Genomic DNA, 13,597 nt, shown 5'->3' on the forward strand with positions numbered 1-13,597 from the left:
GAAAGAAATATGTACAAGCTTAAAATGTGAACCAGCGTTAAAAAGTGAAGTTGGTAATACGAGAATTATGCTTAATAGCTTAGAGGATGTTATGAAATTAGAAAGTTATATTTTAGAACAGTATGATTTTGTGTTACAGGCGCTTCATGATTATAAAGAAAATGAAATGAATGCAGATGAAAAGTTGAAAGAGTATTTAAATATTATGGTATGAAAAACTCCGTGTGCAATATATTGTACACGGAGTTTTTTTAGGAGTACTAAAACATAAAATTTTCTTACAAATCTGATTAAAGAGTTTTTCGTTTGCTCATACTATGTAATAAGAAAGCGAAGGAGAGAGGGTGAACAACATGAGAAGAAGTCGCCGTAAATCGTTTGAAGAACTTGTAAATGAAAATAAACAACAATTATTAAGCGATCGTGATGCAATTGATCGCATTGAAGAGCGCATCGAAAAACGTTATGAAATGAAACTTTTTAAGCAAGCTGAATAATTCTTAACACTAGTACGATACTAGTGTTAAGGAGGCGATAGTAATGGGTAATCCGAAAAAAAATTCAAAAGACTTTGCACCAAATCATATTGGAACACAATCGAAAAAAGCTGGTGGAAATAAAGGAAAGCAAATGCAAGATCAAACAGGTAAACAACCGATTGTTGATAACGGTTAAAAAGGAGAATGTTATCATTCTTCTTTTTTGTGAGGAAATGAAAGATGAGTTTTTAGCAGTAATATGAAAAAAAGGGCTGACTTTTGTCAGCCCTTTTTCGTAATCGTGAAATTTTCAACGAGTAAACGCCAATTTTGCGGGAATGGTAAACCGATTTTCCAGTAACTAATACCACCTATACCTTGTTCTTTCATTAAATTGAATTTACTTTGAACAGACCGTGAATCTTCAAACCAAACTTCGTGTTGCACGCCGTTTTCATCAAAATAATTAAAATGAGGAGCTTGGGCTGTGAAATCATAACGAATAGGAACATTATATTTACGAGCTAGTGCAACAGCTGCGACGGAGCTAATTGCTTTTGCAGGTGGATTTCCTTGTTTAAATGGAAGTTTCCAATCAAACCCGTATAAATTTTGCCCCATCATAATTTTTTGTGGAGGCATTTGAGATTTTGCATATTGAAGTACTTCTTTCACTGGACCGATAGGAGAAATCGCCATCGGTGGCCCGCCCTGCCATCCCCAGTCATATGTCATAATGACGACGAAATCAACAATTTGCCCTTGCGCTTTATAATCATGAGCTTCGAAAAATTTGCCCTTTTGATTGGAACTTGTTTTCGGTACGAGAGTTGTGCTCAATGTGTACCCACTAGGTAAGCGTGTTTTTACATTTCGTAAAAAGCGATTATACGCCTCGCGGTCTTCAGGTGCTACACTTTCGAAATCGAAATGAATGTCTCGCATGCCATATTTTTCAGCTGTTTGCAAAATGTTAGTAATAAATTTGTTTTGAATCGTTGCGTCGCGTAAAATAACTGATGTTAGATCGGCACTGAAATTACCATTTTCAATATTTGTAATAACGAGCATAGGGATTGTTTTACCTTGCGTTGCAATATTAGCAATTTTAGCTGTTTCAGTAGGTTCTTTTAATGTGCCATCTCTTTTTGCCTCAAAACTAAAATAGGCTAAGTATGTTAAAAATGGATTGATGGCGCGTGTCGCATTAACTAAACTCTCTTTAATCGGTATAGTTGAAGGTTGTAAGTAAGCGATGGATTCTACAGCTCGTTTTGTGCCTTTTGGTACATATAATTGTTGTCCGACATGGAGAATAGATTTTAAAGATAAATTATTAACTTTAGCTAAACTAGCGAGGGGGACATTATATGTTTGAGAAATTCGATATAGGCTGTCACCAGGCTGTACATAATAATTATTTCCTTTCGTATTAACGATAAGTGCCTGACCAACAACGAGCGTTTCAGCTGGATTTAGTCCATTGTCTTTTACTATTTCGTCAGGTGTTGATCCATATTTTGATGCCAAGCTATATACGCTATCACCACTACGAACAGTTACAATTTGAATCATATGCTGGCTCCTTTCAGTAAAAGATTCACTGTTTTTATTTTATTTTTGATGTTACTGTATTATGATTAAATGTATGCAAGGTAGCAGAAGTGAAAGAAGGCGAATACATATGTTTGTAGCAGAACATGAAGTTGAAATCCGTTATGCGGAAACAGATCAAATGGGTGTTGTTTACCATTCAAACTACTTAGTGTGGCTTGAGTTAGGTCGCACGAAACTTATACAAGATTTAGGTTTTTCATATGTTGAAATGGAGAAAGAAGGAATTATTTCTCCTGTGTTAGATTTACAAATTTCATATCGTAAAGCGATGCGTTATGGAGAAAAGGCAATCGTAAAAACATGGGTCGATACTGTGAGCCCGCTTCGCGTTGTATATGGATATGAAATATATAATGGTGATGGTGATCTTTGTATTACTGCAAGTACGACGAATATTTGTGCGAAAAAAGAAGGGTTCCGCCCTGTATCATTTAAAAAGTTATATCCTGAGTGGTATGCGAAATATGAGGAAATTAAGAAAAAATAAAAAAGCGTGGCAGAAGCCGCGCTTTTTTATTTTTCATAATTAAATTGTGGGAAGTCGTCACCTTCATGAAGTGTAACAGATAAATTATGTCCATCGAAGAACCATTCATCATCGCCTTCAATAAAGAAGTTAATACCTTCTTCTTGAATTTGAACAGCAGGGTGTGCAGGATCATCTTTACGAATACCTAAAGAAAGTCCTTTTTGCACAGTACTGCAACCACCGTATTGTACGAAAAAGCGTAGTGTTTCATTTGATTGTAAGTTTAATTCATTTTTATACCATTGTGCTGCTTCTTTTGTTACGGAAAGATTCATGTATAGTTCCTCCAAGTTATGTTGCTTTTTCTTTAGTATAAAAAATAACGCAAAAAGACGCTATTAATATGCTTCACGTTTTCTTTTTGCGTTATGTGGGTTACGATCTTATTTTTGCTTTTTTGAAAAGTTTGCTTTTGGTTCAGTTTTATTTATAATTCGTCCGATATTTGCACGGTGTTTATAAATAACCATACCTGCTAATAAACACATCGCAATAATGAAGATTTTATCCCCGCTAACAATGGATGCAATAACAGCAACAACTGCTGTTACCATAGAAGAAAGTGATACGTATCTTGTTGTAAATAAAAGGGTGAAAAATACAACAGCCAATATTGCAAAAACAACTGGTGAATAGCATAATAGCACCCCAGCAGAAGTTGCAACTGCTTTACCACCACGGAATTTCGCGAAGATCGGGTAGACATGTCCAAGAACAGCCGCTAACCCGAACCATAGTGGGTGAATATCTAATCCGAAAATCATTGGTAGACTTGTTGCTAATGTCCCTTTTAAAATGTCAGCAATTGTAACGGTAAAACCTGCTTTTTTCCCTAATGTACGGAATGTGTTTGTTCCGCCTAGATTACCGCTCCCGTGCTCACGAATATCGATTCCGTAGCCAATTTTTCCAACAACTAGTGCAAATGGAATCGAGCCAAGCAAGTAGGCAACGATAAATAAAAGATATGTAGTAACCATAAGTTCAGTCTCCTTTATTCAAATGTGTTGATAAAGGGTAAAAAGAGTTTTTCCCGTATATTGTACCATACATTTGTAAAGAGCACATTTCTTTTTTGTAAATGAAAAATTCATTATTTCGTGAAAAAAATTTCACAGTAATGTTACATTTCTCACAGAAACAGCAAGACTATATGTAGTAACATTTTAATCAAAAGACAACAACATATTGGTGGAGGGTTATAAATGTTACAAAATAATACACGTGGAGAAGAATTAATGAAAGTGTTCGAGACGATAGTCCACGGCAATGAACAAGATTTAATGCAAGAAAATGCAAATGTAGACGGCCGCTCTCCAATGGGTGTAATGGGAACGTTCGCATCTGAGAGTGCAAAATATTATGCTGTTGAGAATTTATTGTCAGATCAAGTGAAAAAAGCGATAAATGAAAATATATTATATCCACATGATTTAGATTTTTATGCGACAGGAACGACGACTTGTTCGCAAATTCCGTTAGCGCAAATGCTTGCTAACGGTTTTCATACTGGACATGGACATATGAGACAACCACAAGACATTAAAAGTGCATTGGCTCTTTCGTCTATTATTTTTCAAGCGAATCAAAATATGCAGCATGGCGGTCAATCGTTTGCACTCTTTGATATTGATTTAGCACCTTATGTACGAAAAACAATTGAGAGACATAAAAAACGATTACAATCATATCCGCTTACGAAAGAACAAATAGAAGAATTTGCATGGAAAGAAACGGAAAATGATACGTATCAAGCGTGTGAGGCTTTCGTTCATAATTCGAATAGTATGCATAGTAGGGGCGGAGGACAAGTACCGTTTATTTCTATTAATTACGGAACAGATACATCAAAAGAAGGAAGAATGTTAATTAAACAACTATTAAAAGCAACACAAGCTGGACTTGGTAAAGGAGAGACACCAATTTTTCCGATTCAAATTTTCAAGATGAAAAAAGGTGTGAATTTTGAAGAAAGTGATCCGAATTACGATTTATTTGAATTAGCATTAGAGACAACTGCAGAGCGATTATTCCCTAACTTTTCATTTTTAGATGCTCCGTTTAATACAGTGCATTATGATGGAAGACCAGAAAGTGAAGTATGTTACATGGGATGTCGTACCCGTGTTATGTCTAATATACATGGAGAAGAAACAGCGATTGGTAGAGGGAATTTATCATTTACGTCTATCAATTTAGTGAAATTAGCGTTAATTAGTGGTTCAAAAGAAGCATTTTTTGAAGCGCTAAACTACTATTTAGATTTAGGAATTAAGCAGTTATTAGAAAGATTTGCGTATCAATGTAAGAAGCGAGCAAGAGATTTTCAGTTTTTATATTCACAAGGTGTATGGCGTGGTGGAGAAGCATTGCAGCCTGAAGACTCCGTAGCTTCGATTTTAAAACAAGGGACGTTAAGTGTTGGTTTTATCGGTCTTGCGGAATGTTTAGTAGCTTTAACAGGAAAGCATCATGGGGAAGATGAAGAATCATGGAAACTTGGGTACGAAATTATTTCCTTTATGAGAGATAGAATGGATAAAGCGACAGAAGAACATCAACTAAATTTCTCGATAATTGCAACTCCAGCAGAAGGATTATCAGGAAAGTTTGTGAAAAAAGATAGAGAAGAATTTGGCGTGATTAGCGGTATAACGAACCATAATTACTATACGAATTCATTCCATATTCCAGTTTATTATAACATTCAAGCGATAAATAAAATCCGTTTAGAAGGCCCGTTCCATGCTCTCTGTAATGGAGGACACATTACGTATATTGAACTGGACGGAGCAGCGATGCATAACAAAAAGGCATTAAAACAAATTATACAAGCCATGGCAGAACATGGCGTTGGATACGGTTCAATTAATCATCCTGTTGACCGTTGTAAGTGCTGTAGTTATCACGGGGTTATTGGAAATGAATGTCCAAGTTGCGGGAATGAAGATGAGGCTAATATAGAAAGAATTCGCCGTATAACAGGCTATCTTGTAGGAGATATGTCGAAGTGGAATAGTGCGAAACGTAGTGAAGAGATAGATCGGGTGAAACATAAATGAAAGTGATGAATATTATTCATGATAGTGTAGTAGATGGAGAAGGATTGCGGACAGTCGTGTTTTTTGCGGGCTGTCCGCATCGTTGTGTCGGTTGCCATAATCCGAAATCGTGGAATATTTGCAACGGAACGGAAATGACAGTAGAAGAAATTGTGAAAGAGATTGCAAGTAATCCATTAACTGATGTAACATTTTCAGGTGGAGATCCATTTTTTCAAGCTGCTGAAGTGAAAAAGGTAGCAAAAATCGTGAAAGATTTGAAAAAAAACCTATGGATGTATACAGGTTATACGTTAGAAGAGATACAGAGTTCCCAAAATAATGATATGATAGAGTTGTTACATTATGGGGATGTTTTAGTCGATGGAAGGTTTGAAATTGAGAAAAAAGATTTAACACTTCCATTTCGCGGAAGCTCCAATCAACGTATTATTCGATTGAAAGAGTAAAAAGGCGGGATAGATTATATGAATAAAACAGTATTGCTTGTTGAAGACGAAAGAAGATTACGTGAAATTGTTAGTGATTATTTTCGTAATGAAGGCTTTGAAGTAATCGAAGCAGAAGATGGAAAGAAAGCGTTAGAGTTATTTGCAGAGCATGAAATTGATTTAATTATGTTAGATATTATGTTACCGGAAATAGATGGATGGTCTGTTTGTAGACGAATTAGAAAAGAATCAGCAGTACCAATTATTATGTTGACAGCACGTTCGGATGAGGATGATACATTGCTAGGTTTCGAATTAGGTGCAGACGAGTATGTAACGAAACCATTTAGTCCGAAAGTGTTAGTAGCTCGTGCAAAGACGTTATTGAAACGTGCGGATGGCGCGGTAGGAGTAGCGGAAGAAAATGCTATGTCTTTAGCTGGAATTGAAGTGAATCGTCTATCTAGAACTGTTTTAGTAGATGGAGAAGAAATTATATTGACACATAAAGAATTTGAACTTCTCGTTTATTTAATGGAGAACAAAGGAATCGTATTATCACGTCAACATTTATTAGACCAGTTATGGGGATATGACTATTACGGTGATGACCGAACGGTTGATACCCATATTAAAAAACTTCGAAATAAGTTAGGAGATAAAGCGAAGCATATCGGTACTGTTATTCGAGTTGGTTATAAATTTGAAGAATAATCTAGAACAATTTGTGTAATTTAGCCTAGGAAAATGGCAATTTTATACTCTCTTTTGAAGGTAGAATGTACAAAAAATACTTTTCTTGTCTACAATGTTAGATAGGAGTATTTTTTTAATTGGATTTCACGATGAGTTCACAAGAAGGACACAAAACGTGACTATACTGAAAATACGAATTCACCAGAGAGGGGAAATAAAACATGGGATATTACGACGGACCAAATTTAAATGAAGAGCATAGTGAAACGAGAGAAGTGAGAAAATCAGGTAGTAAAAAAGGCTATTTCTTCACAGGTTTAGTGGGAGCTGTAGTCGGAGCGGTTTCGATTAGTTTTGCAGCACCATATATGCCATGGGCTCAAAATAATGGAGCACCAGTATCATCATTTAGTTCGGATTCAAAAGTAGAAGGTACTGTAGTTCCTGTTGTAAATAAAGCGAAAAATGAAACTGATTTACCTGGTATGATTGAAGGAGCGAAAGATGTTGTTGTAGGCGTTATTAATATGCAACAAAGCGTTGATCCATTTGCAATGCAACCGACAGGTCAAGAACAACAAGCTGGTTCAGGATCAGGTGTTATTTATAAAAAAGCAGGAAATAAAGCATATATTGTAACAAACAACCACGTAGTAGATGGAGCGAATAAACTTGCTGTAAAGCTAAGTGATGGTAAAAAGGTAGATGCAAAGTTAGTAGGGAAAGATCCTTGGTTAGACTTAGCTGTTGTTGAAATTGATGGGGCTAATGTAAATAAAGTTGCAACTTTAGGTGACTCAAGTAAACTTCGTGCGGGTGAAAAAGCGATTGCAATCGGTAACCCACTTGGATTTGACGGAAGTGTAACGGAAGGTATAATCAGTAGTAAAGAACGCGAAATCCCAGTTGATATTGATGGGGATAAACGCCCAGATTGGCAAGCACAAGTTATTCAAACAGATGCAGCGATTAATCCTGGTAACAGTGGTGGTGCATTATTTAACCAAAACGGTGAAATAATTGGGATTAATTCAAGTAAAATTGCACAACAAGAAGTTGAAGGAATTGGATTTGCTATTCCAATTAATATCGCAAAGCCAGTTATTGAATCACTTGAAAAAGACGGAGTAGTAAAACGTCCAGCTCTTGGAGTAGGTGTCGTTTCGTTAGAAGATGTGCAAGCTTATGCAGTCAATCAATTGAAAGTACCGAAAGAAGTAACTAATGGTGTTGTATTAGGTAAAATTTACCCAATATCACCGGCAGAAAAAGCTGGTTTAGAGCAATATGATATTGTCGTAGCATTAGATGATCAAAAAGTAGAAAATTCACTTCAATTCCGTAAATATTTATATGAAAAGAAAAAAGTAGGCGAGAAAGTAGAAGTCACATTCTACCGTAACGGTCAAAAAATGACGAAAACAGCTACTTTAGCAGATAATTCAGCTACAAAGAATCAATAATCGAAATAAAAGAAAGTCTCTTTCATATTGAAAGAGACTTTCTTTATCGGCTATACTAAAGGAATAGGAGGGATTAATTATGACAATTGAAAACCCAACTCGTACGGAAATTGGTGAAGTGTTAAAGAAAAGCAAAACAATTGCGGTTGTTGGATTATCAGATAAGCCAGAACGTACATCGTATATGGTTTCAAAAGCAATGCAAGATGCTGGATACCGCATTATTCCAGTTAATCCAACAGTAAATGAGGTGCTTGGAGAAAAGGCAGTTTCTTCACTAAAGGATATTAAGGAACACGTTGACATTGTAAATGTATTTCGTCGCTCAGAGTTTTTAATGGATGTTGCAAAAGAATTTGTCGAGATTGATGCAGATGTTTTTTGGGCACAATTAGGAGTACAAGATGAAGATACATATAAACTTTTAAAAGAAAAAGACTATACTGTAATAATGGATCGTTGTATTAAAGTAGAACATGCGATGACAAAATAGTATAGACTTAAAGTTAGAAAGATTGATTCAGCCCTCATTATAGATAAGTAGGGCCGATGAACGAGGTGTTCATCATGAGATTTTTTAAAGGCTGTTTTTGGGGATTGTTATTTGTAATCCCATTTTGGATTTTGATCATTTGGATCATAATAAAGGTTTGGAATGTGTAATCTTGGAATACATATCCATTTCTCGTTGACAAACGATTATTTTTCTGAAATAGTAGCCTAGAGGAATCCTTGTGAGAAAACAAGGATTTTTCTATTGAAAATGGTATATAAAAGAGATAAGATAACTTGCCAAAACTATAGTCGAGGCGTTATTCTATAATAGAAACATATGTTCTGATTTTGGATTAGGAAAGGGGCAAGGAGTTTGGCGAAGCATCAGTTCCAATATAATGAAGATGCGATTCAAGTGTTAGAAGGACTTGAAGCCGTTCGAAAACGCCCGGGTATGTATATCGGGAGTACGGATAGCCGTGGATTGCATCATTTAGTATATGAAATAGTAGATAACTCCGTTGACGAGGCGTTAGCGGGATTTGGCGACGAAATTTCTGTCGTAATACATAAAGATAATAGTATTAGCGTTATAGATAAAGGGCGAGGAATGCCTACGGGAATGCATAAACTTGGGAAACCTACACCTGAAGTTATTTTAACTGTACTTCATGCAGGTGGTAAGTTTGGTCAAGGTGGCTATAAAACGAGTGGTGGTTTACACGGTGTTGGGGCATCAGTTGTAAACGCCTTGTCAGAATGGTTAGTAGTAACAATTAAACGTGATGGTAACATTTATGAACAACGCTTTGAAAATGGTGGCGTTCCTGCAACAACGTTAGAGAAAATCGGGAAAACAAAAGAGTCTGGTACAACAATGCATTTCAAACCAGATACAACGATTTTTAGTACGACAAATTACAATTATGAAACATTATGTGAGAGATTACGTGAATCTGCATTCTTATTAAAAGGAATGAAAATCTCAATAAAAGACGAACGTAATGATTTAGAAGATATATTTCATTATGAAACAGGAATTGAAGCTTTCGTTTCATATTTAAACGAAGAAAAAGATTCAATTCACCCGGTTGTATATTTCACTGGTGAACAAAACGGGATTGAAGCAGAACTAGCATTCCAGTTTAATGATGGTTACTCAGAAAATATTCTTTCGTTTGTAAATAACGTACGTACAAAAGATGGTGGAACACACGAAGCTGGATTTAAAACAGCAATGACGCGTGTGTTCAATGAGTATGCTCGTAAAGTTTCATTATTAAAAGAAAAAGATAAAAATTTAGAAGGTACAGATATTCGTGAAGGTGTAGCGGCTATCGTTTCTGTACGTGTACCAGAAGAAGTACTGCAGTTTGAAGGACAAACGAAAGGGAAACTTGGTACAAGTGAAGCTCGTTCTTCTATTGATGCCATTGTATCAGAGCATCTAGCTTACTTTTTAGAGGAAAACCCGGATGTAGCTACACTTCTTGTGAGAAAGGCAGTTAAAGCAGCGCAAGCACGTGAGGCTGCTCGTAAAGCGAGAGAAGAAGCACGTAGTGGTAAGAAAAAGAAAAAATCAGAAGGTACTTTAAGCGGGAAGTTAACACCTGCACAATCACGTAACCCTCAGAAAAACGAATTGTATTTAGTAGAGGGTGACTCGGCTGGCGGTTCAGCAAAGCAAGGGCGAGATCGTCGTTTTCAGGCGGTACTACCATTGCGTGGTAAAGTAATTAATACGGAGAAAGCAAAGCTTGCTGATATTTTTAAGAATGAAGAGATTAATACAATTATTTATGCAATTGGCGGCGGTGTAGGAAATGAATTCGCTGTTGAAGATATTAACTACGATAAAGTTGTTATTATGACCGATGCAGATACGGATGGAGCTCATATTCAAGTATTGTTATTAACGTTCTTCTACAGATATATGAAGCCACTTATCGAAGCCGGTAAAGTGTTTATCGCACTTCCTCCTTTATACAAGGTAAGTAAAGGGAAAGGTAAGAGTGAGGTAATTGAATACGCTTGGTCAGATGAGGAATTAGACGGTGTAACGAAAAAAGTTGGCAAAGGCTATATGTTACAACGTTATAAAGGACTTGGTGAAATGAATGCGGATCAATTATGGGAAACAACAATGAATCCTGAAACGCGTACATTAATTCGCGTGAAAATTGATGATGCAGCAAGAGCAGAGCGTCGCGTTACAACATTAATGGGCGATAAAGTAGAACCGCGCCGTAAATGGATTGAACGTAATGTACAGTTTGGTATGCAAGAAGAAGGAAATATTTTAGAAAATGAAATGATTATGGAGACGGAGGTGGAATAACATGCAAGCAGAGAAGTTTCATGACCTCCCGCTTGAAGACGTGTTAGGTGACCGCTTTGCACGTTATAGTAAATATATTATTCAAGATCGTGCACTTCCAGATGCACGTGATGGCTTAAAGCCAGTACAAAGACGTATTTTATATTCTATGTATGTAGAAGGTAATGTACATGATAAAGCGTTTCGTAAATCAGCTAAAACAGTAGGTAATGTTATTGGTAATTATCATCCACATGGAGATTCCTCTGTATATGAAGCAATGGTTCGCTTAAGCCAAACTTGGAAAGTACGTAATGTTTTAGTTGAAATGCATGGTAATAACGGTAGTGTTGATGGGGACCCAGCGGCAGCGATGCGTTATACGGAAGCTCGTTTATCACCAATCGCATCTGAATTATTACGTGATCTTGATAAAGAAACAGTTGAATTCGTGTCAAACTTTGATGATACGAGTGAAGAACCGGTTGTATTACCAGCAGCGTTCCCGAATTTATTAGTAAACGGATCTACAGGAATTTCCGCTGGTTATGCAACAGAAATTCCTCCGCATCATCTTGGAGAAGTTATTGACGCTACAATGATGCGTATTGATAAGCCAAATAGTACTGTTGATGATTTATTAACAGTTATGAAAGGACCAGATTTCCCAACAGGCGGTATTATTCAAGGGATTGATGGTATTAAAAAGGCGTATGAAACAGGAAAAGGTAAAATTATTATTCGCGGAAAAGCAGAAATTGAAACAGTGCGCGGTGGGAAACAACAAATTGTAATCACTGAAATTCCTTACGAAGTGAATAAGGCAAACCTTGTAAAGAAAATGGATGAATTACGTCTAGATAAAAAGTTAGATGGCATTGCTGAAGTACGTGATGAGACGGATCGTACTGGTTTACGAATCGTTGTTGAATTAAAGAAAGAAGTAAACGCCGAAGGTATTTTAAATTATTTATATAAAAATACAGATTTACAAATTCCATATAACTTTAATATGGTAGCGATCAATAATCGCCGTCCAACACTTATGACATTACCGAAAATTTTGGATGCTTATATTGGACATCAAAAAGAGGTTATTACGAGACGTTCACAATATGAATTAAGAAAAGCAGAAAATCGTCAACATATTGTAGAAGGTTTAAAGAAGGCATTATCGATTTTAGACCAAGTAATCGAGACAATTCGAGCTTCAAAAGATAAACGTAATGCGAAAGATAATTTAAGTGCAAAATTTGGCTTTACAGAAGCACAAGCAGAAGCAATTGTATCCTTGCAATTATATCGCTTAACGAATACAGACATTACGGCGTTACAAGAAGAAGCAGATGAGCTTAATAAGAAAATTCTAGAGCTACAGTCAATTTTACAAAGTGAAAAAAGATTACTTCAAGTCATTAAAACTGATTTGAAGAGAGTTAAGAAAACATATAGTGATGATCGCCGTGCTATTATTGAAGAACAAATTGAAGAAATTAAAATAGACGTAGAAGTGATGATTCCACAAGAAGATGTCATCGTTACTGTAACGAAAGAAGGATATGTGAAACGTACTGGATGGCGCTCACATAATGCATCAAACGGCAAAGACTTCGGTATGAAAGAGGGTGACATCTTACTTGAACGATTCGATACGAATACGACTGAAACAGTTCTTTTATTCACAAGTAAAGGGAACTATATATATCTTCCAGTATACGAAATGCCAGATATTCGTTGGAAAGATTTAGGTCAGCACGTTGCAAATATCGTTTCACTCGACCGAGATGAAACGATCATTTGGGTAACGGTTGTACCGAACTTTGAGGAAGAAAAACGATTTATCGTATTTGTAACACGAAATGGTATGATAAAGAAAACAGAATTAAATCAATATAAAGTTCAGCGTTATTCAAGGGCATTCGTTGCTGTAAACTTGAAAAAAGGTGATGAAGTTGTCGATATATTTGCGACAGATGGAACGAGTGATATCGTTCTTGCTACACATGGTGCATATGCACTTATTTTCCATGAAGATGAAGTAAGTCCAGTCGGTGTAAGAGCTGCTGGTGTGAAAGCAATTAATTTAAAAGAAGATGACTATGTCGCTTCTGGTAAACCGTTAAATGGTGACAAAGATCAACTTATTCTCGTAACGCAGCGCGGTGCTGTAAAACGTCTAAAAGCATCAGAAATTGAGAAATCAACGAGGGCGAAACGAGGTCTTGTTATTTTCAAAGAGTTAAAACGTAATCCATACCGCATTGTCGGTATTGAAATTGTTCGGGACGATGAATTAGTTTATATGAAGACAGAAAAAAATATTGTAGAAGAGATTGATCCGAAAGCGTATCGAAATAAAGACCGGTATAGTAATGGTAGCCTAGTGCTAGATGTTAATGATACTGGTGAAGTAGTAGAAACGTGGACGAAAAAACGACCGGAGTAAAGTGAAACTATAATCAGTGGGGATTTTGTTCATCCCCACTGATTATTAGTTGAACCAATCGG

At 36.3% G+C, this 13,597-nt stretch carries 13 protein-coding genes and 1 pseudogene; 11 read left to right on the forward strand and 3 right to left on the reverse strand.

Features of this window, described 5'->3' with window-relative positions; translation table 11 throughout:
- From MR160_RS30265 to sspN, 3 genes and pseudogenes are all read left to right on the forward strand, one after another.
- Positions 1-214: pseudogene (locus tag MR160_RS30265) on the forward strand (3'-5' exonuclease); the annotation flags it as partial.
- Between the two features lie 139 nt (positions 215-353).
- Complete coding sequence (locus MR160_RS30270) at positions 354-497, forward strand: FbpB family small basic protein (protein WP_001254699.1); 144 nt, start codon at positions 354-356, stop codon at positions 495-497.
- A 43-nt stretch (positions 498-540) separates the two neighbouring features.
- Positions 541-675, forward strand: coding sequence for an acid-soluble spore protein SspN (gene sspN / locus MR160_RS30275; protein ID WP_000527987.1), 135 nt, complete (start codon positions 541-543; stop codon positions 673-675).
- A gap of 86 nt (positions 676-761) precedes the next feature.
- Here the strand turns inward: sspN and MR160_RS30280 are convergent, their stop codons facing one another.
- Positions 762-2,054: a glycoside hydrolase family 18 protein gene (locus MR160_RS30280; protein ID WP_000614855.1), complete on the reverse strand. Its 1,293-nt coding sequence runs from the start codon at positions 2,052-2,054 to the stop codon at positions 762-764.
- A 109-nt stretch (positions 2,055-2,163) separates the two neighbouring features.
- Here MR160_RS30280 and MR160_RS30285 point away from each other — a divergent pair, with 109 nt between their 5' ends.
- Entirely contained in the window at positions 2,164-2,583 is a 420-nt protein-coding gene (locus MR160_RS30285) for an acyl-CoA thioesterase (RefSeq protein WP_000495808.1), read from the forward strand.
- A gap of 26 nt (positions 2,584-2,609) precedes the next feature.
- On the opposite strand, the gene MR160_RS30290 is transcribed toward MR160_RS30285, so the two are convergent.
- Positions 2,610-2,900, reverse strand: coding sequence for a HesB/YadR/YfhF family protein (locus MR160_RS30290; protein WP_001054452.1), 291 nt, complete (start codon positions 2,898-2,900; stop codon positions 2,610-2,612).
- Positions 2,901-3,008: 108 nt separating this feature from the next.
- Complete coding sequence (gene plsY / locus MR160_RS30295; protein WP_000258974.1) at positions 3,009-3,605, reverse strand: glycerol-3-phosphate 1-O-acyltransferase PlsY; 597 nt, start codon at positions 3,603-3,605, stop codon at positions 3,009-3,011.
- 225 nt (positions 3,606-3,830) lie between these two features.
- On the opposite strand from plsY, the gene MR160_RS30300 reads away from it, so the two are divergent.
- From MR160_RS30300 to parC, 7 genes are all read left to right on the forward strand, one after another.
- Positions 3,831-5,687 (forward strand): anaerobic ribonucleoside triphosphate reductase, encoded by a 1,857-nt coding sequence (locus tag MR160_RS30300; RefSeq protein WP_000940083.1) that lies wholly within the window; start codon positions 3,831-3,833, stop codon positions 5,685-5,687.
- Complete coding sequence (gene nrdG, locus MR160_RS30305; RefSeq protein WP_000867078.1) at positions 5,684-6,136, forward strand: anaerobic ribonucleoside-triphosphate reductase activating protein; 453 nt, start codon at positions 5,684-5,686, stop codon at positions 6,134-6,136. Before MR160_RS30300 ends, nrdG begins: the two co-directional genes overlap by 4 nt.
- 18 nt (positions 6,137-6,154) lie before the next feature.
- The gene (locus MR160_RS30310; protein WP_001044679.1) at positions 6,155-6,832 is read left to right on the forward strand and encodes a response regulator transcription factor; all 678 of its coding nucleotides are present in this window, start codon (positions 6,155-6,157) and stop codon (positions 6,830-6,832) included.
- Positions 6,833-7,035: 203 nt separating this feature from the next.
- Positions 7,036-8,277, forward strand: a complete 1,242-nt coding sequence (locus MR160_RS30315) for a S1C family serine protease (protein ID WP_000542642.1) — start codon at positions 7,036-7,038, stop codon at positions 8,275-8,277.
- Between the two features lie 79 nt (positions 8,278-8,356).
- Entirely contained in the window at positions 8,357-8,770 is a 414-nt protein-coding gene (locus MR160_RS30320) for a CoA-binding protein (RefSeq protein ID WP_000151394.1), read from the forward strand.
- 375 nt (positions 8,771-9,145) lie between these two features.
- The gene (gene parE, locus MR160_RS30325) at positions 9,146-11,110 is read left to right on the forward strand and encodes a DNA topoisomerase IV subunit B (protein WP_001062195.1); all 1,965 of its coding nucleotides are present in this window, start codon (positions 9,146-9,148) and stop codon (positions 11,108-11,110) included.
- 1 nt (position 11,111) lies between these two features.
- Positions 11,112-13,535 carry a DNA topoisomerase IV subunit A gene (parC, locus tag MR160_RS30330; RefSeq protein ID WP_001147460.1) on the forward strand — a complete coding sequence of 808 codons (2,424 nt, stop codon included), beginning with the start codon at positions 11,112-11,114 and terminating at the stop codon, positions 13,533-13,535.
- Positions 13,536-13,597: the final 62 nt, after the last annotated feature.

The sequence above is a fragment of the Bacillus cereus group sp. BfR-BA-01382 genome (genome assembly GCF_022663475.1).
GTDB classification, from domain to species: domain Bacteria; phylum Bacillota; class Bacilli; order Bacillales; family Bacillaceae_G; genus Bacillus_A; species Bacillus_A thuringiensis_S.

Excerpts from the sequence above, each read along its gene's own strand:
- MR160_RS30270 (WP_001254699.1), top strand. The coding sequence starts at position 354 with ATGAGAAGAAGTCGCCGTAAATCGTTTGAAGAACTTGTAAATGAAAAT.
- sspN (WP_000527987.1), top strand. The coding sequence starts at position 541 with ATGGGTAATCCGAAAAAAAATTCAAAAGACTTTGCACCAAATCATATT.
- MR160_RS30280 (WP_000614855.1), bottom strand. The coding sequence starts at position 2,054 with ATGATTCAAATTGTAACTGTTCGTAGTGGTGATAGCGTATATAGCTTG.
- MR160_RS30285 (WP_000495808.1), top strand. The coding sequence starts at position 2,164 with ATGTTTGTAGCAGAACATGAAGTTGAAATCCGTTATGCGGAAACAGAT.
- MR160_RS30290 (WP_001054452.1), bottom strand. The coding sequence starts at position 2,900 with ATGAATCTTTCCGTAACAAAAGAAGCAGCACAATGGTATAAAAATGAA.
- plsY (WP_000258974.1), bottom strand. The coding sequence starts at position 3,605 with ATGGTTACTACATATCTTTTATTTATCGTTGCCTACTTGCTTGGCTCG.
- MR160_RS30300 (WP_000940083.1), top strand. The coding sequence starts at position 3,831 with ATGTTACAAAATAATACACGTGGAGAAGAATTAATGAAAGTGTTCGAG.
- nrdG (WP_000867078.1), top strand. The coding sequence starts at position 5,684 with ATGAAAGTGATGAATATTATTCATGATAGTGTAGTAGATGGAGAAGGA.
- MR160_RS30310 (WP_001044679.1), top strand. The coding sequence starts at position 6,155 with ATGAATAAAACAGTATTGCTTGTTGAAGACGAAAGAAGATTACGTGAA.
- MR160_RS30315 (WP_000542642.1), top strand. The coding sequence starts at position 7,036 with ATGGGATATTACGACGGACCAAATTTAAATGAAGAGCATAGTGAAACG.
- MR160_RS30320 (WP_000151394.1), top strand. The coding sequence starts at position 8,357 with ATGACAATTGAAAACCCAACTCGTACGGAAATTGGTGAAGTGTTAAAG.
- parC (WP_001147460.1), top strand. The coding sequence starts at position 11,112 with ATGCAAGCAGAGAAGTTTCATGACCTCCCGCTTGAAGACGTGTTAGGT.